We start from the raw sequence: 20947 nt of genomic DNA, 5'->3' as shown, positions 1-20947 counted from the left end.
CGCGCGGGGCGGGCACGGCTTCCGGAAAGTAGGGTGATCGAGTGCTGGTGTTGACGAGACGAGTCGGTGAGAAGGTGCTCATCGGCGACGACATCGAGCTCACGGTGCTCGAGGTCAAGGGCGACAGCATCCGGCTCGGCATCGAAGCGCCGCGGTCGACCCGCATCCAGCGCGCCGAGATCGTGGCGGCCGTCGAGACCGAGAACGTCTCGGCCGCCCGCACGTCCGCAGACGAGCAGGCGGCGCTCCTGAACGCACTCGTCCGCCGCCAGGGCGGGGCCCCGACGGCGGACTGAGAGGGATGACGGCGGCGGGTCAGCCCGCGAGGGCGCCCGAGATCTCGTCGATGTTCTGCTGCATCCAGCCGACGTAGTCGACGCCGTCGGGCATGAGCTCGGTGAACTCGAGCACGGGGATGTTCAGCTCTCCGGCGACCTTCGTGATCTCCGTGGTCTCAGCGCCGCCCGTCTGCGCGTTGACGATCACGATGCGCACCTCGCCCGAACGCAGGATCTGCTGCGCCTCGAGGAGGGTCGCGGGAGGCACGTCCTGCCCCTCTTCGACGGCTTCGCTGAACGCCTCCGGAGTCGCGTTCTCCAGACCCGCCGCCGCGGCGAGATACAGCGGCACCGGCTCGGTCACGAAGATCTTCTCGCCCTGGTGCGCCGCCGAGATGGTGTCGAGGGATGTCTCGAGGCCGTCGATCCGCTCGATGAGCGCCTTCGCGTTCGCCTCGAACGTGTCGGCCTGGGCCGCGTCGAGCTCACCGAGCTCGTGCGCGATGTCTTCGACGAGGTGAGCGATCGTGTGCGGGTCGTACCAGACGTGCTCGTTGAAGCCCTCGATGTGGTCGTGACCCTCATGGTCGTGCTCGTGGTCGTGCTCGGCCTCGGCGCTCTCGTCCGCGGCGTGCTCATCCGCGGCGTGCTCGTCGGCGTGGTCGTCGTGGCCCTCGGCGCCGGGGAAGTCGTGCGAGAACTCGACCGCCGTGAGCACCGGAGCCGTGCTGCCGCTCGACTCGACGAGCCCGTCGAGGAACGAGTCGTAGCCCCCGCCGTTCTCGATGATGAGGTCGGCCTGCGACACCGTCAGCTGGTCGCGCGCCGACGCCTCGTACGAGTGCGGGTCCTGCGCGAGTGAGGTCACGATCGAGGTCACCTCGACGGCGTCGCCGCCCACCTCGGCGGCCAGTGAGCCGTACACGTTGGTCGAGGCGACGACGCTGATCTTGCCGTCGTCCGAACCGCTCGCGGCCGGCGACGAGGTGCCGGCGCAGCCGGCGAGAGCGAGGGATGCCGCTGCCACGAGCGCGGCGGCAGGGAGGAGTCGACGGGTCATGCCGTCGATTGTACGTTACTGATAATCGTTCTCCGCACACGTCCGCTAGGAGCGACCTTTCGGCGGCCCGAAGGATTCGCTCGCCCGAAATGCTGTCAATCAGGGCTTTTCGTCATTTTCGACGGCCTGCGGCTGGCAAGCTCGAGAGCGGCCGATCTCCGTTCGACGGTGCCCGGGACGATCGCCCGCCATCCCGTCATCCCGCTTCGAGGAGGAGCCATGTCGCCCTGGGCGCTCTTCATCCTGGCCGTCGGCGTCTCGGCCGACGCCTTCGCCGTGGCTCTCGGGAAAGGCCTGCAGCTGCGGGCTCACGTCGTGCGCGGCGCACTCCTCATCGCCGGCGCCTTCGGCCTCGCGCAGGCGGTGATGCCGCTGATCGGCTGGCTGCTCGGCAGCACCTTCGCGGAGGCCATCGCCCCGTTCGACCACTGGATCGCCTTCGTCCTGCTCGCCGCCATCGGCGCGAAGATGCTGTGGGAGGCGTTCCGCCCCAACGATGACGACGCGGACGCGGCATCCGGCCTGTCGGCGCGCGAGATCATCCTGCTCGCTCTCGCGACGAGCATCGACGCCCTCGCCGTCGGGCTGTCCTTCGCCTTCCTCGACGTGCCGCTGTGGATCGCGGTCGTCTCGATCGGCCTCGTCACGTTCGCCCTGTCGTTCGTCGCCGTGCTGATCGGCCACCGCATCGGCACGCGGTGGCGCAAGCCCGCCGAGATCATCGGCGGCATCGTCCTCATCGGCATCGGCACCCAGATCCTCATCGAGCACCTGGTCGCCGGCTAGTCTCGCGGCTCGCGCTCGCGGGCCTCGGAGAATCGCGCGTACCTCGGATCCGTACGCGCGAGCAGTCCGAGCTTCGCGACATTCTCCGAAGGAGGGATGCCGCGGCTCAGCCGGCGAGCTTCGTCTTCGCGTACGCGACGACCGCGTTCGCGTGTCCGTGGCCGAGTCCGTGCTCGGTCTTGAGCGACTTGACGACCTGCATGTGCGGCGTCCCCGCCGAGAGCTCGTCGGCCGCGATGTCGAGCCAGTGCTGAATCGGCAGTCCGTAGGTCTTCTCGATGCTCGGGAAGTACGACGCCGGCCCCTTCTCACTCATGCGCCGAGGCTACTCCCCCGCCCACCGCCGAGAACATACCGTTCTCGAGCGCATCCAGCTCAGTCGAGCAGCAGCGCGGGCTCCTCCAAGACGGATGCCACGTCGGCGATGAACCGGCTCATGCCGTCGCCGTCCACGACGCGATGGTCGAACGAGCCCGACACGGTCGTCACGTAGCGGGGACGCACCTCGCCGTCAACGACCCACGGCTTCTGCCGGATCGTGCCCATCGCGACGATGCCCGACTCGCCGGGGTTGATGATCGGGGTACCGGCATCCATGCCGAACACGCCGATGTTCGTGATCGTGATCGTGCCGCCCTGCTGCTCGGCGGGCGCGGTCTTGCCCTCGCGGGCAGTGAGGGTCAGCTTCTCGAGAGCGCGGGCCAGGCCGCGCATGTTGAGGTCCTGCGCGTCCTTGATGTTCGGCACGAGAAGGCCGCGCGGGGTCGCGGCGGCGATGCCGAGGTTGACGTAGTGGCGCACCCGGATCTCGGCGCCGTTCTCGGTATCGACCCACGCGGCGTTCACCATCGGCGTCCGGCGCACCGCCCACACGACCGCGCGCGCCATGATCAGCAGCGGCGAGACCTTGATGTCGGCGAAGTCGGGCGACGCCTTCATCCGCTTGACGACCTCCATCGTGCGGGTCGCGTCGACGTCGGTCCACACCGACACGTGCGGTGCGGTGTGCGCGGAGTCGACCATGTGCTTGGCCGTGACCTTCCGGACACCCTTGACGGGGATCGTCTCCTCGCGGTCGTCGGCAGGCCCGGCCGAGATGACGGCCGGCGGGACGGGGATCGTCTGCTCGCGCACCTCGGGTCGGGCCGGCGTCTGCAGGTTCCGGAAGACGGATGCCTGCGACGCGTGGTTCACGACGTCCTCGCGCGTCACCTCGCCCGCGGCACCCGACGGCGTGACCGAGGCGAGATCGACGCCGAGGTCGCGTGCCAGCTTGCGGATCGGGGGCTTCGCCACGACGCCCACGGCCGCGCGCACGGGGGGCTCGGCGGGCTTGCGGCGGCGCGACTGCACCTGTCCGGCTCCGCCGTATCCGACGAGCACCGACCCGTTCTCCTCCGACGCGTCGCCGGCTGCCGCAGGCTTCTCGGCAGGGACGGCCGGGCTGCTCGCGGCATCCGCTCCTCCGGACCCACCCCCCGGGGCGATCGTGATGATCGCGGCCCCGACCTCGACGGTCGTCCCCTCGTCGACGAGCAGCTCGCCAACGGTTCCCGAGAACGGCGACGGCAGCTCGACGAGCGACTTCGCGGTCTCGATCTCGACGAGGACGTCGTTGACCGCGACCTCGTCGCCCGCGGCCACGCGCCACTGCACGATCTCGGCCTCGGTGAGGCCTTCGCCGACGTCCGGCAGGTGGAAGGTCTGGGTGCTCATGAGGGAATCCTCTCGCAGGCGCGTCGGATGGTCAGTAGGCGAGGGCGCGGTCAACGGCCTCGAGGATGCGGTCGGCGTCGGGCAGGTAGGCGCCCTCGAGCTTCGCCGCCGGGAACGGGACGTCGAAGCCCGACACCCGCAGCACGGGAGCCTCGAGCGAGAAGAACGCCTGCTCCGTGACGGTCGCGGCGATCTCGGACCCCAGCGAGGTGAAGCCGGGTGCCTCCTGCCCGTAGACCATCCGCCCCGTGCGGCGCACCGACTCGACGATCGGGCCGTAGTCGACGGGCGACAGCGACCGCAGGTCGACGACCTCGCACGACACGCCCTCGCTCTCGGCGAGCGCGGCGGCCTGCAGCAGCACGTTCACCATCGCGCCGTGCCCGACGAGCGTAACGTCGGTGCCCCGCCGGACCACGCGCGAGGCGTGCAGCGGCAGTGCGCGTGCGGTGAGGTCGACCTCGCCCTTGGACCAGTAGCGCGACTTGGGCTCGAGGAACACGATCGGGTCGTTCGAGGCGATGGCGTCCTGGATCATCCAGTAGGCATCGTTCGGCGTCGACGGCGACACGACCCGCAGGCCCGCGGTGTGCGTGAAGTACGCCTCCGGGCTCTCCTGATGGTGCTCGACGGCGCCGATGTGGCCGCCGTAGGGAATGCGGATGACGACGGGGAACGACATCCGTCCGTCGTGCCGGTTGGTGAGCTTCGCGAGCTGCGTCGTGATCTGGTCGAAAGCGGGGAAGACGAACCCGTCGAACTGGATCTCGCACACCGGGCGGAAGCCGGACATCGCGAGGCCGATCGCGGTGCCGACGATGCCCGACTCGGCGAGGGGCGTGTCGAGCACGCGGCGGTCGCCGAACTCGGCCTGCAGCCCCTCCGTGACGCGGAACACGCCGCCGAGGCGGCCGATGTCCTCGCCCATCATGAGGACGTGGTCGTCCTGCTGCATCGCGGCGCGCATGCCCGCGTTGAGCGCCTTGCTGAACGGCAGCGTCTCGACGCTCATGCGCGTCCCTCCTCGAAGGATGCCTCGTAGTCGGCGAGCCACTTCCGCTGCCGGTCGACGAGCGGATGCTGCTCGCTGTAGACGTGCGCGAACATGCTGTCGGCCTCGGGAGCGGTGAGCTGGTTCGTGCGGACCCGGACGTCGTCGGCGTAGGCCGCGGCCGCGGCATCCACGTCGTCGAAGAAGGATGCCGACGCGCCGCGACCCTCGAGATAAGCGCGCATGCGGGTGATCGGGTCGCGCTGCGCCCAGAAGGCCTCTTCGTCGCTCGTGCGGTACTTCGTCGGGTCGTCGCTCGTCGTGTGCGCGCCCATGCGGTAGGTCAGCGCTTCGATCGCGCGCGGCCCCTCGCCGGAGCGGGCCTCGTCGAGGGCGAGCTTGGTGACGGCGTAGCTGGCGAGCACGTCGTTGCCATCGACGCGGATCGACGGCATCCCGTATCCGGCGCCGCGCCGCACCAGCGGGACCTTGGACTGCGTCGAGACGGGCACCGAGATCGCCCAGTGATTGTTCTGCAGGAAGAAGACCTGCGGGGTGTTGTAGCTCGTGGCGAAGACCATCGCCTCGTGCACGTCGCCCTGGCTCGACGCGCCGTCGCCGTAGTAGACGATGACCGCTTCGTCGCGCTCGGGGTCGCCCGTGCCGGTGCGTCCGTCGAAGACCATGCCCATGCCGTAGCCGGATGCGTGCAGCGTCTGCGAGCCGAGCACCAGCGTGTAGATGTGGGTGTTGCCGTTCTTGGGTTCTGTCGGGTCCCACCCGCCGTGCGTGAGGCCGCGCATGAGCCGGATGATGTCGATCGGATCGACGCCGCGGATCGTGCACACGACGTGCTCGCGGTACGACGGGAAGAGGTGGTCCTGGGGTCGGGCCGCACGCGCGGAGCCGACCTGAGCGGCCTCCTGCCCGAAGGACGGCGGCCAGAGGGCGAGCTGCCCCTGGCGCTGCAGGTTCGTCGCCTGGCGGTCGAAGGCCCGCACCGTCACCATGTCGCGGTAGAACGTCTCGAGCTCGGCCTCGGAGAGCGCCTCGATCACCGGCAGGTAGCGTTCGGCTTCGGGCGACGGGTCGAGTGAGCCGTCGGCCGCGAGGACGCGGACGAGAGCGGGATCGAGTTCTGCGTCGGTCACCCTCCCACGCTAACGCCCCCGGTATGGCCCCATCTGCATGCGGTCGACAACGGATGCCGCGATTCGCGGTGGGCGCGGCACAAGCCGGGCGGCCCATCAGGGACGTCGCGGCGCTGCCGGTCGGCTTCGAAACCGTTTCATCCCGCTTCGATCCCGCTTCGAGCTCGCTTCAGGCCCGCTTCAGCAGAGACGCGTCACACTGGGAGCGATGCGCGTGCTGGTGGTCGATGACGAAGTCCGCCTCGCCGACGGGATCCGTCGGGGTCTCGAGGCCGAGGGCTTCGCCGTCGACGTCGCCCATAACGGGGTCGATGGACTCTGGCGCGCGCGAGAGACGCGGTACGACGCGGTCGTCCTCGACCTGATGATGCCGGGGATGAGCGGTTGGAAGGTGTGCGAGACGCTGCGGGCCGAGGAGAACTGGACGCCCGTGCTCATGCTCACCGCGAAGGACGGCGAGTGGGATCAGGTCGAGGCGCTCGAGGCCGGCGCCGACGACTACGTCACGAAGCCGTTCTCGTATCCCGTGCTGGTCGCCCGGCTGCGTGCCCTCATCCGTCGGGGCGGGGTAGCGCGGCCTGTGGCACTCGAGGCGGGCGACCTGCGCCTCGACCCCGCGTCGCGCCGCGTCTGGAGGGGAGAGACGGAGGTCGAGTTGACTTCTCGCGAGTTCGCCGTGCTGCATCACCTCATCCGGCACCGCGGTCAGGTGATCTCCAAGCAGGACCTGATCGCGGGTGTGTGGGATGACGACTTCGCGGGCGACCCCAACATCGTCGAGGTCTACGTCGCACACCTGCGGCGCAAACTCGACCGACCGTTCGGGCGCGAGGCGATCGAGACCGTCCGCGGCGCCGGCTACCGACTCGCGGCGGACGGGGGCTGACGGTGTCCGACGCAGGGCGGCGCCGGCCTCGCGGACTGCGGGGACGCATCACACTGCTCGCGACGGCGACGGTCGCGCTCGTGATGGTGCTCGGCTCGATCGCCTTCCACGCCGTGCTGAACGCCAGCATCCACGCCGCCGCGGATCGTGCGGCGGAGGTGCGCGTCGAGGAGATTGCCGCACGTGTCGAGGCCGAGGGACCCGCAGCCGTCCGCTCCCTCGACGACGAGATCGTGCAGCTGCAGGATGCTGAGGGCGTCGTCGTCGTAGCCTCGAGCGACGCCGACGACGGGCCGCTCCCCGCCGCAGACCGCGACGGGGAGGAAGCGAGGTACGACGGCGACCGGGTGCTGATCGCGACCGAGGAGCTCGACGACGGACGCCGGCTCGTGTTGGCGGTTCCCGCGGATGACGCGGCCGAGACCCTCGCGACGGTCGCCGCGCTGCTGGCGGCGTCGACCGTCCTCGTCATCGCCCTGGTCGCCGGCGTCACGTGGTGGGTCGTCGGTCGGGCGCTCCGTCCCGTCGCGCGCATCCGCGCCGAGGTCGACGAGATCACCGCCGACCGGCTCGACCGGCGCATCGCCGAGCCGGCATCGGGCGACGAGATCGCGGCCCTGGCGGGCACGATGAACCGGATGCTGGCGCGCCTCGACGACGCGGCTGCCGCGCAGCGTCGCTTCGTCTCCGACGCCTCGCACGAGCTCAGGTCACCACTCGCGACGATGCGCCAGCATGCCGAACTCGCGCGAGCGCACCCCGCGGCCACGTCACTCGACGATCTCGCGGAAGTCGTCTCGGCCGAAGGCCTCCGCATGCAGGATCTCGTCGACGGCCTGCTGCTGCTCGCGAGGTTGGACGAGCACGCACCGACCCGTCGCGAGGGCATCGACCTCGACGACCTCGCCCTGTCGGAGGCTGCGCGCCTCCGCGCGGCATCCGCGAGGGACCGGGCGGACGCGATCTCGGTCGACACGTCGGGGATCGGCGCAGCGCGCGCGATGGGCGACCCCCGCCTGCTGGCGCGCCTGGTGCGCAATCTCGCCGACAACGCCGTGCGACACGCACGCTCGCGGATCGCGCTGACCACGGTCGTCGATGTCGACGCCGGTCACGCCGTGCTGCACGTCGACGACGACGGCGCCGGTATCGCGCCGGAGGAACGCGAGCGGGTGTTCGAACGCTTCGTCCGTCTGGACGAGGCCCGCGCGCGGGATGCCGGCGGCAGCGGCCTCGGGCTCGCGATCGTCCGCGGCATCGCGGAGGCCTCGGGCGGTTCCGTAACGGTCTCCGCATCACCGCTCGGAGGCGCGCGGTTCACTGTGATCCTGCGCGCGGGCGACTGAGCGCGGAGCGAGGAGCGCGGAGCACGAGGTTCCCTGAACGCGGCTTCAGGTCGCTTCAGCCGTGCTTCAGCGGTCGGCCGACACCATCGAGGCATGAACGACAACGAGCGCACCCCCCAGGACCAGCCGATCCCCGCCGACGCACCGACCCTCCCCCTCTCGCCGTCCGACGCCGCGCCCGCTGACGCGCCCTCCGCTGCGCCTGCCGCTGTGCCTGCCGCGGTGCCTGCCGAGCCGCGTCGGCGCGGTCGCCGCACAGCGCTGCTCGCCGGCGGAGCCGTCGTCGCGGCAGCGCTGCTCGTCGGAGGCGGTGCGGCCGTGGGGGCGGCGATCGCCGACGACGATGACGACGAGGACCGAGCGGCCAGCCTGTCATCGTCGGACGGCCTCGCCGGCGCTCGCGCAGACGGTGACCGCGACGACGCGCCGACGGGCGGCGAGGCCGGGTCCATCTCGACCGAGGCCTACGGTGCGGCATCCGCGGACGAGCTCACCGCCATCGCCGACGCGGCGCGCGCGGCCGCCGACGGCGACGTCGTGTCACTCGATGCGGACCGCGACGGCACGTGGGACGTGCAGCTCGTCGCAGCAGACGGCTCCGAAACGGACGTCCGCGTCGACGTCGACGGCACCGTGACGGTCACGGCGACCGAGTCAGCCGAGGCCGACGACACCGCGGCGGAGAACGTCCTCGACGTCGCGACGCTGCGCACCGTGATCGAAGCGGCACTGAGCGAGGCCGACGGCCGCATCATCGACGTCGACGCGGACGACGACCCCCGCTCACCCTTCGACGTCTCGGTGCTCACCGCCGACCGCGGCGTCGTCGACGTCACCGTCGGCACCGACGGCTCGGTCCTCCGCACCGAGCTCGACGACTGACCCCGGACGCCGTCTCCGCTCGGTCCGACTGCCGTGCCGGGATGCAAGGGATCGTGAACGACACCTCGAGGCGGCGGCATCCGCACCGGGGTGTCACGCCAGATTCAGAGCATCCGGGCACGGGTGGGAGGATCGGCGGATGACGTCGTCGTTCGAGATCGTGACCCGCGCCGCGGTGCCCGCGGAGGCGCTGTTCGACGCATCGCGTGACATCGGGGCCCACGTCGCCTCGATGCGCGGCACCGGCGAGCGCGCGGTCGATGGGGTGACGAGCGGCCTGATCGGCCTGGGCGAGACGGTGACGTGGCGCGCGTGGCACTTCGGCATCCCGTTCCGGATGACGTCGCGGGTCACCGCGCTCGACCGTCCGCACCGCTTCGTCGACGAGCAGATCGCCGGCCCGTTCCGCCTCTTCCGGCACGAGCACCTCTACGTCGAGCGCGACGGGATGACGGTCATGACCGACCGGGTCACCCTCGCGTCGCCCGTCCTCGGCCGACTCGCCGAACGCCTCGTGCTGGTGCCCTATCTGCGCCGGCTCCTCACCCGGCGGGCCGAGCATCTCGCGACGACGCTGTCCGGCTGACCCGGGGCTCTGCGCACCCGCGTCGCGCGCGTGCCCCGTCGCAAGGGATCCTGACCGACACCCCGCCGCCACGGCATCCGGATCCGGGTGTCGCCGGCGGGGTCTTGCATCCGCGCACAGGCGCCGGGGGCGTGGGGTGGGATGCTGGTCGCATGAGCCTGTCGCACCGCGATGAGTGGAACGCCGGCCCGCGAGGCTTCCGTCGATTCGAGAGAACCGTGCGCGTGGGATCGGGGGATGCCGCGTGGCGGCAGGCCCGGGCCGACCTCCTGGCTTGGCGCGTCAAGACCCGCAGCGGATTCCGGGTGGTGCCCGACGTTCCTGCCGTGGTCGGCGGGCGGCACTGGCTCGAGGTCGGATACGGGCCTCTCACACTCCGCGAGCCGGTCGAGGTCGTCGCATTCGTCGACGAGCCGGATCGAGTCGGGTACGTCTACCTCGCGCTGCCCGGCCACCCGCTCGAAGGCGAGGAGACGTTCCTCATCACCCGGCGCGGCGACGAGGTGCTCTTCACGCTGCGATCACTCTCGCGGCCGGCGCCGACCTGGTTCTGGCGGCTCGCTTATCCGGCGGTCCGCGTCGTGCAGGTGATCGTGCGAACGCGCTACCTCAGCGCCTTGAGCCGAGGCGGCCGTACCGGGCGTTAGCGAGCCGCGGCCGCGCCGCGCCGTTCAGCCGACGACGGCTGCCGCGGCCGCGACGATCCGCTCGATCGACTCCTCCTCGCCGATCGAGATGCGCACTCCGTCGCCGGCGAACGCTCGCACGATCAGTCCGGCCGCATCGAAAGCCTCGGCGATCTCGAGGGCTCGCTCGCCCGCGGGCAGCCACACGAAGTTGCCCTGCGCGACCGGGATGTCCCACCCCGCCTCGCGCAACCGGTCGGCGAGCGCATCGCGTCGCACGGCGATGTGGCGCACCCGCTCGAGCAGCTCGTCCTCGGCGTCGAGGCTCGCGAGCGCGGCTTCCTCAGCCTGGGCCGTGACCGAGAGCGGGATGCCGGTGCTGCGCGCCGCATCGAGGATGCGGTGGTCGCCGATGGCGTACCCGACGCGCAGTCCGGCAAGACCGTATGCCTTCGAGAACGTGCGCAGGACCACCACGTTGGCGTGGCCCGCGGCGAGCACGACAGCGCCGGTCACGGCATCCGGATCGGTCACGAACTCGGCGTAGGCCTCGTCGAGGACGATGAGGACGTCGGAGCGGACGCGCGCCACGAACGCATCGAACGCCGCCTGGCTCACGACGGGACCGGTGGGGTTGTTGGGGCTGCAGACGATGATCATCCGCGTGCGGTCGGTGACGGCATCCGCCATCGCGTCGAGATCGTGCCCTGCGTCGGCGGTCAGCGGCACCGCGACGGCGGTTGCCCCGGCGACGGCGGCGAGCCCGGGATAGGCCTCGAACGATCGCCAGGCGAACATGATCTCGTCGCCCGGGCCGCTCGTCGCCGAAGCGAGCTGGTAGAGGATCGACACCGAACCGGCGGCGACGTGCACGCCGTCGGGCGCGACCGCGTAGCGATCCGCGAGCCGCGCGCGCAACCGGCCCGCCGAGGCGTCGGGGTAGCGGTTGAAGGTCGTCGCCGCGCGCACGGCCTCGACGACGCCGGGCAGCGGGTCGAACGGGTTCTCGTTGCTCGACAGCTTGAAGGCGTCGGCGGAGGCCTGACGGCCCTGGCGGTATGCGGGCAGCGCCGCGATCTCGGGTCGGATGCGCACGGGCAGGTCGGTCACGATGCGAGTCTACGGATGCCGCCACCTCCGCCGGATGACGGATCGGAGGCCCCGTGGGAGACTGTCGGCACTATGAGCCTCATCATCCGCCTGATCGTCAACGCCTTCGCGGTCTGGATCGTGACGCTGATCCCGGCGCTGGAGGTGTCGGTCGTGGCGTTCCCGCCGGGCGGCGACCTGCAGCTCGTCCTCACGCTGCTGCTGATCGCGCTCATCTTCGGACTCGTCAACGCGATCGTCGGCACCGTGTTGAAGGTGCTGGCGTTCCCGCTGTACATCCTCACCCTCGGGTTGATCTCGTTCATCATCAACGGCTTCCTGCTGTGGCTCACCGGCTGGGTCACCTCGGGCTGGGACTGGGGCCTGCGCATCGGCGGCTTCTGGCTCGCGGTGCTCGCGGCCATCGTCATCGCGCTGATCAACTGGGTCGCCGGCATCCTGTTCCGTCCTCGTCGCGACCGCGACCGCGACCGCCGCTGACGCCCGCACGAGCGCACGCACGCGCCATCAGTCGGGCCTCCGCACGCGGTAGGTCGTGACCTCGGCGGACTCGTCGCCCCCGAAGGCCGCGATGCGCTCCTGGACGTCATCGACGCGGGGATCGCCCGAGGCGTCGGCGAGGGCGGCGGTGTCGCCGTAGGCGTCGATCGAGTGAGCGCCGAGCGCGACGTCCGCCATGCCGGGCGGCGGATCGGCGACCCGTTCGACGACGATGCTGCCCGCCGCGCCGGCACGATCGGGGTGGCCGCCCGACTGCAGGGCCGGGACGAGATCGTCGGTGTGCCGCACCGTAACCTGCAGCGTGGCGTCGCCGGGATCCGCCTGCACGGGAGAGCCGAAGGTCACGTTGCCGACGACGCGGAAAGGTCCGCCGACGCTGAGCCGTGACGTGATCGCGCCGCCCTGCGAGTACCCGACGGCGAGCACGGCGTCTCCCGGCCGTGCGCCGGCTGCGCGGAGGGCGCTGACGACCGATTCATACGACGCCGAGCTGCGGCCCGCGTAGAGCTGCACGTTCGATGACATGTCGAAGGGCTCGCGGCCGCCGAACCCGAGCGGCGATCGGGTCCCCGCGACGTAGACGGCGAAGCGGCGCTCACTTCCGTCACCTCCGTAGCGCTCGACACGGATCTGGTCGCCTTCTCGGGGGATGCGAGCAGCGAGAGCAGCGAGCGTGGTCGGAGCGGCCCCCGCCACGGGCGCCGCTGATCGCGTGACCTCGACGACCGGCGGCGACGCGTTCCCGCCCCGGTCGGGCGTCGCACGCCCCAGGCCCAGGGCGCCGAGCGCCGTCAACGCGAGGCCGCTGCCCGCGACGGCGGCCCCGCCCAGCAGCCCGAGCGGCACGACAGCGCCGCCGATCTGGCGCTGGAGCTCACCGTGCCGCAGCAGCGGCCACGTCGCCAGTAGCAGGTCGGCGCGTGCGGCCGCCCCGGACGAACGCTCGCGCGCCTCATCGATGCGCCGGTCGAGCGAATCCGTCACCCGCCGGTCACCGCCGGCAGCGGCCCGACGCGCCGCCTCGAGCTCGACGATGTCATAGACGTCTGCGGCATCCCGCAGTTTTCCGGCGAGGGCGGATGCCTCGGCCGAGAGCTCGTCGAGGAGTCGTGCGAGGTCGGCGCCGAGCGCCGCCGCGGGCCACGCGGTCGCCTCGTGCGCGGTGAGCTCGCGTGTCGTGGTCTCGAAGGCGCGGCCCAGTCCACCGCAGCCCGTCGACAGGCTCACGAGCACGGCGGCCGCCATCCGGAGCCGCTCCGTGTCGACCGCGATGACCCCGCCATCGCGGATGTCGAGGGAGTCATCGCTCACGGGCCACCCATCACGAGGCGAGCCTGCACGTGGCGCAGTTCGTCGTCGAGGCGTTCGATTCGAGCGGAGGCGTCATCCGTTCGCGCGCGCCAGTCGGCGAGGCGGTCACGGTAGCCGCGGGCCGCGCGGGCGCGCCAGGCGGTGTCGTGGTCGAGATCCGCCGCGCCGCGACGGATCACGTCGAGCTCGTCGCGCAGAGCGGGAAGCCGTGCCCGCAACGACGCGATCATCTCGAGGGTCCGCGCTGCGGCGGACTCGCGTCCGAGACCGGAGGAGAGGACGAGAGGCGAGGTCATCCCGCCACGATGCCCGCCCGCGCGGACGCGGCATCCTCATTCGACGCCACCGGGGACGAGCGCGTGCGCCGATACGTCTGTGCAGGAAAGGCTCGATCCTCCAGAATGGGACGGTGACCCGACGCGCCGAGCCCTTCCGCGTCATGTTCGTCTGCACGGGGAACATCTGCCGCTCCCCCATGGCCGACGTGGTCTTCCGCTGGTTCATCGACCAGTCCGGGCTCGGCGACCGCGTCGTGTCGGCGAGCTCGGGAACGGGCGACTGGCACGTCGGCGAGCCCGCCGACGGACGCACGCTCGAGGCGCTCGAACGCCGCGGCTACGACGGGCGGGGGCATCGGGCCCGTCGCTTCACGCTGACGGATTTCGATCGCTCCGACCTGATCGTCGCGCTCGACCGGTCGCACGAGCGCGTGCTGTCGAACTGGGCGCGCACGACGGCCGACACCGACAAGCTCGGGTTGCTGATGTCGTTCGACGCGCAAGCGGGAGGCGATCTGGACGTCCCCGACCCCTACTACGGCGACGCCGGAATGTTCGACGAGGTGCTCGCTATGATCGAGAGCGCGAGCCGGGCGCTCTTCCGGCAGCTCGAACCCGCGATCCGCACCACGTCCTGAGCGCCCGTTCACACTGAATGGAGCCTCGTGACCTCTCTGCCCCCGCAGCCCCTGAGCCCGCTCGACGGCCGGTATGCCGCCGCCGTCGGATCCCTCGCCGACTACCTCTCGGAAGCCGGTCTCAACCGCGCCCGCGTCGAGGTGGAGGTCGAGTGGATCATCGCCCTCACCGACCGGAGCCTGTTCGGCAGCTCACCGCTCTCTGATGAGCAGAAAACCCAGCTCCGTGGGCTCTACCGCGACTTCGGTCAGGCCGAGATCGACTGGCTCGCCGCCAAGGAGGCCGTCACCCGCCATGACGTGAAGGCCGTCGAGTACCTCGTCCGCGACCGGCTGTCGACCCTCGGCCTCGACGCGATCGCCGAGCTGACGCACTTCGCGTGCACGAGCGAGGACATCAACTCGGCCTCCTACGCCCTCACCGTCAAGCGCGCCGTCGAGAACGTCTGGCTGCCGAAGCTGCATGCCGTCATCGACGCACTGGGCGACCTCGCCCGCGAGCACCGCGACGCCCCGATGCTCTCGCGTACGCACGGCCAGCCCGCCACCCCCTCGACGATGGGCAAGGAGATCGCCGTGTTCGCGTGGCGCCTCGCCCGCGTCGCGAAGCAGATCGAGGGCGGCGAGTACCTCGCGAAGTTCTCGGGCGCGACCGGCACCTGGTCCGCGCACCTCGCGGCCGAGCCCGACGTCGACTGGCCCGAGCTCTCGCGCTCGTTCATCGAGGGACTGGGCATCGACTTCAACGTCCTGACCACCCAGATCGAGTCGCACGACTGGCAGGTCGAGCTCTACGACCGGGTGCGGCACGCCGGCGGCATCCTGCACAACCTCGCCACGGACGTCTGGACCTACATCTCGCTCGGCTTCTTCGCGCAGATCCCCGTCGCCGGCGCGACCGGGTCGTCGACGATGCCGCACAAGATCAACCCCATCCGGTTCGAGAACGCCGAGGCGAACCTCGAGATCTCCGGCGGTCTGTTCTCGACGCTCGCGCAGACGCTCGTCACGAGCCGGATGCAGCGCGACCTGACCGACTCGACGACGCAGCGCAACATCGGCGTCGCCTTCGGCCACTCGCTGCTCGCCCTCGACAACCTGCAGCGCGGGCTCACCGAGATCTCGCTGTCGCGCGACGTGCTGCTGGCCGATCTCGACGCCAACTGGGAGGTGCTGGCCGAGGCGATCCAGACCGTCGTCCGCGCCGAGATCGCCGCCGGTCGCTCGCGGATCACCGACCCGTACGCGCTCCTCAAGGACCTGACCCGCGGTCGCCGCGTCGGCGGACCGGAGCTCGCCGAGTTCGTGCGCGGCCTCGACATCGGCGATGCCGCCAAGGAGCGCCTGCTCGCCCTGACCCCCGCCGGCTACGCCGGCCTCGCCGACGACCTGGTCTCACGCCTCGGTTGACGCCGAAAACGCGCCGCCCCGCCGAGAACGCTCGGGGGGGCGGTGCGTTTTCGTGTGAACGGTACGCGCTCGGCGGCTGAATCAGCGCCGGGGCGACGAGCCGGACGCCGAGTCGTCGGGGGTCTCCGACTCGTCGGGGTACAGCACGGGGCGGTCGACGCGCTTGCTCACCTGAGCAGGATCGACGGCGAGCATCAGCAGCGCGATGATCACGAGCGTCGCGATGAAGGCGATCCCCGCCACGATCAGGGCGACGACCACGGCACGCTCGACGGACTCGCGCGGGAGCGCCTGGAACGCGCCCATCGACACGAGGGTGATGACACCCGAGAAGATCGCCGCGACGAACGCGAGGCCCAGCAGCTGGACCGGACGCATGATCTCGCGGCGGGTGGGGTGTTCGCCGCTCACGATGCGACCTCCGGATCGGACGAGGGGGATGACGGGACGGATGCCGCGGGCGCGAGCTCCTCGCGCCGCGGCGAGAAGCCGGCGATTCCGAGGAAGACCGCCACGATCGCGGCGTAGCCGCCGAACAGCCCGACGCCGATGGTGATGCCGGTGAGCGTGAAGGCGCCGGCCTCCTCGATGACGTAATCGAGGCGGTAGGCCGGGTTGACCAGCAGCAGGCCGACCACCAGCAGGAGGGTGATCGCACCGATGAACACCTCGTCGCGCGCGGCCGGAGCTCCGGAGCGGCGACCGCGGATGCCGCCGATCAGCTCTATGGCCCCCGTGATCGCGGCCCACGAGATGACGATGACGAAGAAGCCGGTCGTCGTCCGCAACGGCGGGATGCCGGCGAGGATCGCGGCGACGAGGGTGACCGCCCCGAGGGCGATCGGCAGCGCACGGCGGCCCGCGTGGCGCGTCAGCCACGCTCCGACGAAGAAGACGATCGCCGTCGCGGTGGCGAACCCGCCGAACACCGACATGCCCACGGCGGCGGAGTGATCGGGCGAGAACGTGATCATGACGGCGGCGACGGCCGCGAAAAGGGCGCGCGCGAGCTGGACATGCCGCACCTCGAAGGTGCGGGCGGCGGATGCTGCAGACACGGCGGACTCTCGCGTTTCAGAACGGGATGCCCCCGATTCTACGCGTCCGCCCCGAGAGAGCGCCCGTCAGCGGCATCCCGTCGGGAATCCTGCCGGCCGCCCCGGCGTTTGTCCTGCGCATGAAGGCACTGACGTACAACGAGTTCGGCGGCAACGACCGCTTCGAGATCACCGAGCGGGAGATGCCCCACATCGGACCCGACACCCTCGTGGTGCGCGTGGTGGCCGCGGGCCTGAACCCCGTCGACTACAAGGTGCGCGAGGGATACCTCCAGGGCCTGCTCGACGTTCAGCTGCCGGCGGTGCCGGGCTGGGATGTCGCGGGCGTCGTGGAGAAGGTGGGACTGGACACTCCCGAGTTCCAGGTCGGCGACCCGGTGCTGGCCTACGCGCGCGCCGATGTCGTGAGCGGCGGATCGGTCGCCGAATACATGGCTGTTCCCGTGCGCACCGCCACGCGCAAGCCGGAGGGTCTCGAGTTCACCGCGGCCGCCGCGATCCCCCTCACCGGCCTGACCGCGCTGCAGGCGATCGAGCGGTCGGCCGTCGGCGAGGGGTCGACCGTGCTCATCCACGGCGCGGCCGGCGGCGTGGGCTCGTTCGGCGTGCAGCTCGCGCGCCTGCGCGGCGCGCGCGTGATCGGCACCGCGTCGGAGCGCAACCACGACTACCTCCGCGAGCTCGGCGCCGAGCCCGTGGTCTACGGCGACGGCCTCGCCGTTCGGGTGCGCGAGATCGCTCCCGAGGGCGTCGACGTCGTGCTCGATTTCGCCGGCGGAAGCTCGCTCGACTCCACGAACGACCTGCTGCGCGAGGGCGGCGTCGTCACCTCGATCGCCGACCCGCGCGCGGCATCCGAGTTCGGCGGCAACTACATCTGGGTGCGCCCGGATGCCTCCCAGCTCGCCGAGCTCGCGCGTCTTGCGGCCGACGGCTCGCTGCGGGTCGAGGTCGCCGAGACCTTCCCGCTCGACGACGCCGCGGCGGCGTACGCGCGTCTGGAAGAGGGGCACACCCGCGGCAAGATCGTCGTCACGGTCTGACGGGCGTGGATGTCGGAGGCGGGCGCGATCCTGGAGTCGTGCCCGCCTCCTCGATATCCGAGATGCCGTTTCCGTGCCGCGTCTGCGGCGGGCGCGTGGGCGAGATCAGCACCGCGACGGACCACTGGATCTGCGGGCGCTGCGGGTGGCGACTCGGCGACGCTTTCGATGCCGACCTGCCCCGCCCGGTCGTGGCCGTCGTCTACTACCTGCGATTCGGCGCCCGCGTGAAGATCGGTACGAGCGAGCGGCCACGGCAGCGGCTCGCCGCCATCCGACATGACGAGCTCCTCGCATTCGAGCGCGGCGGTCGGCCCCTCGAACAGCAGCGACACCGCGAGTTCGCGGCACTGCGAGAGGGCGGCGAGTGGTTCACGCTCACCGGTCCGTTGACCGCGCACATCGAGACGCTGCGGGCAGCGGCATCCGAGCCGTGGCTGGCCTACGACCGCTGGCTCGGCGACGCCTACCGACGGGCGTCGTCGTGAGGCGACGTCCGCCGCCGCGTCATCCTCCGGTGAGGAACTCGATCGCGGTCTGACGGAACACCCGCGAGCCGGGCGCATTGAAGTGATGCCGATCGGGGATCTCGACGAAGCGTCCCTGCGGGGTGGCGGCGGCGAGGGCCTTCGATCCCTCGATGATCGCGTCACGAGAACCTGTGGCGAACAGCACGGGCTGCTCCGGCGCGTTGGCGGGGTCGGGGTCCACCGTGCCCGAGGCGCGCATCCCGCCGGCGATCGCGAGCAGCGCGCGCAGGTCGTTACCGGGAACGCGCTCGGTGAGCCGCACGTAGTTCTGCGTGACCGGATCGGTCACCTCGGTACCGTTCTCGACGAGCGCGCGCACCTGATCGATGTCGAGGCGGGCGAGCGGGATGCCGTCGGGCACGCCGCCCAGCACGCCGCGGGTGATGCGCGCGGAGAAGTCCTGCAGCACCTCCCAGCCCACGCGCGCTCCCAGGGAGTATCCGACGTACATCGCCGTGTCTACGAGGTACGTGTCGAGCACCGCTTCGACGTCGGAGGCGAGCTGGTGCAGGTCGTAGTCGGCGGCACGATGCGGCTTGTCGCTCGCACCGTGTCCTCGCTGATCGAGGCCGAGGACGCGGAAGCCGGCGCGCTGCAGGTCGCGCACCCAACCGGTCGAGACCCAGTTGTCCTTCGTGTTCGACGCGAAGCCGTGCACGACGACCACCGTCGGCAGGTCGTCCTCTCCCCACGAGTAGGTGGCGATGCGGTGGCCGTCCTCGCCCACGAGGACGAATCGCGGGTCGGGCAGCTCGGTCAGACCGGAGGACGCGGGGATGCTCACGGTTCCATTCTCCTGCTCGGCGGAGGCCTGCTCGGCGGAGGCGGTCACTTCTTCGCGGGGTCGTGGCCCCAGTTCATGAGCGAGTAGCGCCAGGCGGTCTCGGTGGTGTCGCCCGAGGGGCGCTGTGCGAGGTGTCGGTTGACGTAGCCGACGACTTTGCGCATGTGCTTCAGGTCCGATTCGGTGAGGTCGTCCTTTTTGGTGCGCAGGAGGTCGACGATGCGCCGGCCCGACTGGTGGCCCGTCGATTCACCGCCGCCGTCCTTCTGACCGACCTCCTTCGACTCGTCGGTGTCGAGCCATTTCTCGAGCTCGGCGGGGCTCATGTTCACGGCGTCGCGGAAGTCGTGCCGCGTCTGGTCGTCTTCGCTCATGGTGCGATGGTGCCCGCGGCGTCTGCCCGGCCGCATCCTCTTGACAGCACGATGGGTCAGCGCGTTTATGCCGCCTTTTCGTGGTTTTTGTCGTCGGCAGGTTGGGCGTTTCCTGCACAATTCGCTTGCTCAGCGACTTATCCACCGTGGAACAAATATCCGATGCGGATGTCGGAGGATGCTGACATCATGGGAACATGACATCGAACGGCGGTCGGGGGCTCGCGCGTGATGGCGCCGCAGTTGCGTCGCCGCACGCCGAGGCGTTCTCCGTGTTCGCGGAAGCGCTCGACCAGTTCCATGCGGCTGGTGTTTCGCGGGTTCGTGCGTTGGCGGAGCTGGGCCGGTCGGCGTTGCGTGAGGCGCACCGTGACGGAGTTCGTGGGATGGCGTCGGACATGGAGCTGCGGTCGGTCGCGGCCGAGGCCGAGGCCGCCGGGATGGCGCGACTCACCGACCGCAGGTTGCAGGGTGAGATCGACCACGCGATGACGGTCATCGACGACTACCCGGCCGTGTTCGAGGCGTGGGCCCAGCGGCGGATCGAACGCGGACACGTCGATGTCGTCGTGCGCGTCGGCGCGAGGCTTCCGGATGAGGTGCGGGATTCGTTCGCGGAAGCGGCGATCGCGGTTTGTGAGCGGGATGTGCCGTCGCGGGTACGGGGTGCGTTGGAGGCTTTGGCGGCCCGGCTGCACCCGCAGAACTTCACCGAGCGACACAAGACCGCGGTCGCGGAACGGTGCGTGCGGGTGTTCCACGGAACAGACGGGATGTCGAACCTCGTCGCCAACCTTCCGACCGTCATCGCCGCGGGGATGCTCGACCGGCTCACGCAGATGGGACAGTCGGTGAAGGACGCGCGGGTTGAGGGCGCCGGGGCGGAGGGCGCCGGGGCGGGCGGGGCGTATGCCGCGGAGAGCTCGGCGGCGGATGCCGCGGGGGCCGGCGAGCCCGCCGATACGCGGACCATGGATCAGCTGCGGGCCGACATCCTCGGTGACCTCGTCCTCGGCGGGGCGCCCGTGGTCGACCCGACCTACGGAACGGACCGAGCTGGTGGGCTCGGCGCGATCCGCGCCCGCGTTCAGGTCGCCGTCACCGCGGAGACGTTGATAGGCAAGGACGAGAACCCCGCCGAAGCCGTCGGGGGTGCGCTGATCGATGCCGATACGGCGCGCGAGCTCGCCGGGCAGGTCAGCGAGTGGGACCGGTTGTTCATCGACCCGGTCACCCGCACCCCGGTCGAGATCGACACCTACCGGCCCGCGGCTTCGATGAAGAAGCTCCTGATGGCGCGGGATCAGCACTGCCGGTTCCCGGGATGCCGCCGGGCCGCGATCCGCTGCGAACTCGACCACACGATCGATTACGCCCTGGGTGGGCATACCCACATCTTCAATCTCGCCCACCTGTGCCAGCGACACCACTCCATGAAGCAATTCACGAAATGGGAAGTCCGACAGGTCGGCGGCGGGGTTCTCGAATGGACCTCGCCCCTCGGCCGGGTGTATCGCGAAGACGTCTCCATACCCGCCGTCTGCTTCACCATCGACACGGGCGGACCTCCCGAGAGACCACCCTTCTGACAGCGCGGCGGTC

Annotated in this window: 25 protein-coding genes; 13 read left to right on the top strand and 12 right to left on the bottom strand. The window is 70.8% G+C overall.

Annotated elements, in window-relative coordinates; all coding sequences use genetic code 11:
* The first annotated feature begins 47 nt into the window (after window positions 1–47).
* Window positions 48–296, top strand: a complete 249-nt coding sequence (gene csrA / locus ABIC53_RS13370; protein ID WP_307225170.1) for a carbon storage regulator CsrA — start codon at window positions 48–50, stop codon at window positions 294–296.
* Window positions 297–315: 19 nt separating this feature from the next.
* Here the strand turns inward: csrA and ABIC53_RS13365 are convergent, their stop codons facing one another.
* Window positions 316–1338 (bottom strand): metal ABC transporter solute-binding protein, Zn/Mn family, encoded by a 1023-nt coding sequence (locus tag ABIC53_RS13365; protein ID WP_274179500.1) that lies wholly within the window; start codon window positions 1336–1338, stop codon window positions 316–318.
* Window positions 1339–1557: 219 nt separating this feature from the next.
* Here ABIC53_RS13365 and ABIC53_RS13360 point away from each other — a divergent pair, with 219 nt between their 5' ends.
* Window positions 1558–2124, top strand: coding sequence for a manganese efflux pump MntP (locus ABIC53_RS13360; protein ID WP_274179501.1), 567 nt, complete (start codon window positions 1558–1560; stop codon window positions 2122–2124).
* Window positions 2125–2230: 106 nt separating this feature from the next.
* Here ABIC53_RS13360 and ABIC53_RS13355 read toward each other — a convergent pair whose 3' ends face one another.
* The 4 genes from ABIC53_RS13355 to ABIC53_RS13340 are packed head-to-tail and all read right to left on the bottom strand — an operon-like array spanning window position 2231 to window position 5982.
* On the bottom strand, window positions 2231–2440 hold the full coding sequence (locus tag ABIC53_RS13355) for a DUF4287 domain-containing protein (protein ID WP_274179502.1): 210 nt from the start codon (window positions 2438–2440) through the stop codon (window positions 2231–2233).
* Between the two features lie 59 nt (window positions 2441–2499).
* The gene (locus ABIC53_RS13350) at window positions 2500–3840 is read right to left on the bottom strand and encodes a dihydrolipoamide acetyltransferase family protein (protein ID WP_274179503.1); all 1341 of its coding nucleotides are present in this window, start codon (window positions 3838–3840) and stop codon (window positions 2500–2502) included.
* Between the two features lie 31 nt (window positions 3841–3871).
* Complete coding sequence (locus ABIC53_RS13345; RefSeq protein WP_354451836.1) at window positions 3872–4852, bottom strand: alpha-ketoacid dehydrogenase subunit beta; 981 nt, start codon at window positions 4850–4852, stop codon at window positions 3872–3874.
* Entirely contained in the window at window positions 4849–5982 is a 1134-nt protein-coding gene (locus tag ABIC53_RS13340; RefSeq protein WP_354451834.1) for a thiamine pyrophosphate-dependent dehydrogenase E1 component subunit alpha, read from the bottom strand. The genes ABIC53_RS13345 and ABIC53_RS13340 overlap by 4 nt, the downstream gene beginning before the upstream one ends.
* 208 nt (window positions 5983–6190) lie before the next feature.
* Between ABIC53_RS13340 and ABIC53_RS13335 the strand changes: the two genes are divergently transcribed.
* The 5 genes from ABIC53_RS13335 (at window position 6191) to ABIC53_RS13315 (ending at window position 10329) form a co-directional block, all read left to right on the top strand.
* The gene (locus tag ABIC53_RS13335) at window positions 6191–6868 is read left to right on the top strand and encodes a response regulator transcription factor (protein WP_354451832.1); all 678 of its coding nucleotides are present in this window, start codon (window positions 6191–6193) and stop codon (window positions 6866–6868) included.
* A 2-nt stretch (window positions 6869–6870) separates the two neighbouring features.
* A complete protein-coding gene (locus ABIC53_RS13330; RefSeq protein ID WP_354451830.1) occupies window positions 6871–8214 on the top strand; it encodes a sensor histidine kinase in 1344 nt (447 codons plus the stop codon).
* A 93-nt stretch (window positions 8215–8307) separates the two neighbouring features.
* Window positions 8308–9096 (top strand): hypothetical protein, encoded by a 789-nt coding sequence (locus ABIC53_RS13325; protein ID WP_274179509.1) that lies wholly within the window; start codon window positions 8308–8310, stop codon window positions 9094–9096.
* 139 nt (window positions 9097–9235) lie between these two features.
* On the top strand, window positions 9236–9682 hold the full coding sequence (locus ABIC53_RS13320; RefSeq protein ID WP_274179510.1) for an SRPBCC family protein: 447 nt from the start codon (window positions 9236–9238) through the stop codon (window positions 9680–9682).
* Between the two features lie 152 nt (window positions 9683–9834).
* Window positions 9835–10329, top strand: a complete 495-nt coding sequence (locus tag ABIC53_RS13315) for a DUF1990 domain-containing protein (RefSeq protein WP_112615267.1) — start codon at window positions 9835–9837, stop codon at window positions 10327–10329.
* Window positions 10330–10353: 24 nt separating this feature from the next.
* Here the strand turns inward: ABIC53_RS13315 and ABIC53_RS13310 are convergent, their stop codons facing one another.
* Window positions 10354–11418, bottom strand: coding sequence for a histidinol-phosphate transaminase (locus ABIC53_RS13310; protein WP_274179511.1), 1065 nt, complete (start codon window positions 11416–11418; stop codon window positions 10354–10356).
* Between the two features lie 72 nt (window positions 11419–11490).
* On the opposite strand from ABIC53_RS13310, the gene ABIC53_RS13305 reads away from it, so the two are divergent.
* Window positions 11491–11898 carry a phage holin family protein gene (locus tag ABIC53_RS13305; protein ID WP_274179512.1) on the top strand — a complete coding sequence of 136 codons (408 nt, stop codon included), beginning with the start codon at window positions 11491–11493 and terminating at the stop codon, window positions 11896–11898.
* A 27-nt stretch (window positions 11899–11925) separates the two neighbouring features.
* Here ABIC53_RS13305 and ABIC53_RS13300 read toward each other — a convergent pair whose 3' ends face one another.
* Both ABIC53_RS13300 and ABIC53_RS13295 read right to left on the bottom strand, forming a co-directional pair.
* A complete protein-coding gene (locus ABIC53_RS13300) occupies window positions 11926–13230 on the bottom strand; it encodes an alpha/beta hydrolase family protein (RefSeq protein ID WP_274179513.1) in 1305 nt (434 codons plus the stop codon).
* Entirely contained in the window at window positions 13227–13526 is a 300-nt protein-coding gene (locus ABIC53_RS13295; RefSeq protein WP_274179514.1) for a hypothetical protein, read from the bottom strand. The genes ABIC53_RS13300 and ABIC53_RS13295 overlap by 4 nt, the downstream gene beginning before the upstream one ends.
* 143 nt (window positions 13527–13669) lie before the next feature.
* Here ABIC53_RS13295 and ABIC53_RS13290 point away from each other — a divergent pair, with 143 nt between their 5' ends.
* Window positions 13670–14146 (top strand): low molecular weight protein-tyrosine-phosphatase, encoded by a 477-nt coding sequence (locus ABIC53_RS13290; RefSeq protein WP_112616901.1) that lies wholly within the window; start codon window positions 13670–13672, stop codon window positions 14144–14146.
* 27 nt (window positions 14147–14173) lie between these two features.
* A complete protein-coding gene (gene purB / locus ABIC53_RS13285; protein ID WP_274179515.1) occupies window positions 14174–15556 on the top strand; it encodes an adenylosuccinate lyase in 1383 nt (460 codons plus the stop codon).
* Between the two features lie 81 nt (window positions 15557–15637).
* Here the strand turns inward: purB and ABIC53_RS13280 are convergent, their stop codons facing one another.
* Window positions 15638–15967 carry an amino acid transporter gene (locus tag ABIC53_RS13280; RefSeq protein WP_112615279.1) on the bottom strand — a complete coding sequence of 110 codons (330 nt, stop codon included), beginning with the start codon at window positions 15965–15967 and terminating at the stop codon, window positions 15638–15640.
* The gene (locus ABIC53_RS13275; protein WP_274179516.1) at window positions 15964–16614 is read right to left on the bottom strand and encodes an acyl-CoA synthetase; all 651 of its coding nucleotides are present in this window, start codon (window positions 16612–16614) and stop codon (window positions 15964–15966) included. The genes ABIC53_RS13280 and ABIC53_RS13275 overlap by 4 nt, the downstream gene beginning before the upstream one ends.
* A gap of 119 nt (window positions 16615–16733) precedes the next feature.
* Between ABIC53_RS13275 and ABIC53_RS13270 the strand changes: the two genes are divergently transcribed.
* Both ABIC53_RS13270 and ABIC53_RS13265 read left to right on the top strand, forming a co-directional pair.
* Window positions 16734–17657, top strand: a complete 924-nt coding sequence (locus tag ABIC53_RS13270) for an NADP-dependent oxidoreductase (protein WP_354451825.1) — start codon at window positions 16734–16736, stop codon at window positions 17655–17657.
* A 95-nt stretch (window positions 17658–17752) separates the two neighbouring features.
* A complete protein-coding gene (locus ABIC53_RS13265; protein ID WP_274179518.1) occupies window positions 17753–18145 on the top strand; it encodes a GIY-YIG nuclease family protein in 393 nt (130 codons plus the stop codon).
* A gap of 19 nt (window positions 18146–18164) precedes the next feature.
* On the opposite strand, the gene ABIC53_RS13260 is transcribed toward ABIC53_RS13265, so the two are convergent.
* On the bottom strand, window positions 18165–18971 hold the full coding sequence (locus tag ABIC53_RS13260) for an alpha/beta fold hydrolase (protein ID WP_274179519.1): 807 nt from the start codon (window positions 18969–18971) through the stop codon (window positions 18165–18167).
* A gap of 44 nt (window positions 18972–19015) precedes the next feature.
* Window positions 19016–19345 carry a DUF3140 domain-containing protein gene (locus tag ABIC53_RS13255; protein ID WP_354451822.1) on the bottom strand — a complete coding sequence of 110 codons (330 nt, stop codon included), beginning with the start codon at window positions 19343–19345 and terminating at the stop codon, window positions 19016–19018.
* Window positions 19346–19542: 197 nt separating this feature from the next.
* Here ABIC53_RS13255 and ABIC53_RS13250 point away from each other — a divergent pair, with 197 nt between their 5' ends.
* A complete protein-coding gene (locus ABIC53_RS13250; RefSeq protein WP_354451820.1) occupies window positions 19543–20934 on the top strand; it encodes an HNH endonuclease signature motif containing protein in 1392 nt (463 codons plus the stop codon).
* The last annotated feature ends 13 nt before the right edge of the window (window positions 20935–20947 follow it).

This window comes from Microbacterium sp. 1262 (assembly GCF_040544895.1).
In the GTDB taxonomy this organism is placed as follows: Bacteria; Actinomycetota; Actinomycetes; order Actinomycetales; family Microbacteriaceae; genus Microbacterium; species Microbacterium plantarum.
This window is presented reverse-complemented; position numbering and strand designations above follow the sequence as displayed.

What these genes read in the sequence shown, in the direction of transcription:
- ABIC53_RS13365 (WP_274179500.1), bottom strand. Translation starts at nt 1,338, where the DNA reads ATGACCCGTCGACTCCTCCCTGCCGCCGCGCTCGTGGCAGCGGCATCC.
- ABIC53_RS13360 (WP_274179501.1), top strand. Translation starts at nt 1,558, where the DNA reads ATGTCGCCCTGGGCGCTCTTCATCCTGGCCGTCGGCGTCTCGGCCGAC.
- ABIC53_RS13355 (WP_274179502.1), bottom strand. Translation starts at nt 2,440, where the DNA reads ATGAGTGAGAAGGGGCCGGCGTCGTACTTCCCGAGCATCGAGAAGACC.
- ABIC53_RS13350 (WP_274179503.1), bottom strand. Translation starts at nt 3,840, where the DNA reads ATGAGCACCCAGACCTTCCACCTGCCGGACGTCGGCGAAGGCCTCACC.
- ABIC53_RS13345 (WP_354451836.1), bottom strand. Translation starts at nt 4,852, where the DNA reads ATGAGCGTCGAGACGCTGCCGTTCAGCAAGGCGCTCAACGCGGGCATG.
- ABIC53_RS13335 (WP_354451832.1), top strand. Translation starts at nt 6,191, where the DNA reads ATGCGCGTGCTGGTGGTCGATGACGAAGTCCGCCTCGCCGACGGGATC.
- ABIC53_RS13325 (WP_274179509.1), top strand. Translation starts at nt 8,308, where the DNA reads ATGAACGACAACGAGCGCACCCCCCAGGACCAGCCGATCCCCGCCGAC.
- ABIC53_RS13320 (WP_274179510.1), top strand. Translation starts at nt 9,236, where the DNA reads ATGACGTCGTCGTTCGAGATCGTGACCCGCGCCGCGGTGCCCGCGGAG.
- ABIC53_RS13315 (WP_112615267.1), top strand. Translation starts at nt 9,835, where the DNA reads ATGAGCCTGTCGCACCGCGATGAGTGGAACGCCGGCCCGCGAGGCTTC.
- ABIC53_RS13305 (WP_274179512.1), top strand. Translation starts at nt 11,491, where the DNA reads ATGAGCCTCATCATCCGCCTGATCGTCAACGCCTTCGCGGTCTGGATC.
- ABIC53_RS13295 (WP_274179514.1), bottom strand. Translation starts at nt 13,526, where the DNA reads ATGACCTCGCCTCTCGTCCTCTCCTCCGGTCTCGGACGCGAGTCCGCC.
- ABIC53_RS13290 (WP_112616901.1), top strand. Translation starts at nt 13,670, where the DNA reads ATGTTCGTCTGCACGGGGAACATCTGCCGCTCCCCCATGGCCGACGTG.
- ABIC53_RS13270 (WP_354451825.1), top strand. Translation starts at nt 16,734, where the DNA reads ATGAAGGCACTGACGTACAACGAGTTCGGCGGCAACGACCGCTTCGAG.
- ABIC53_RS13255 (WP_354451822.1), bottom strand. Translation starts at nt 19,345, where the DNA reads ATGAGCGAAGACGACCAGACGCGGCACGACTTCCGCGACGCCGTGAAC.
- ABIC53_RS13250 (WP_354451820.1), top strand. Translation starts at nt 19,543, where the DNA reads ATGACATCGAACGGCGGTCGGGGGCTCGCGCGTGATGGCGCCGCAGTT.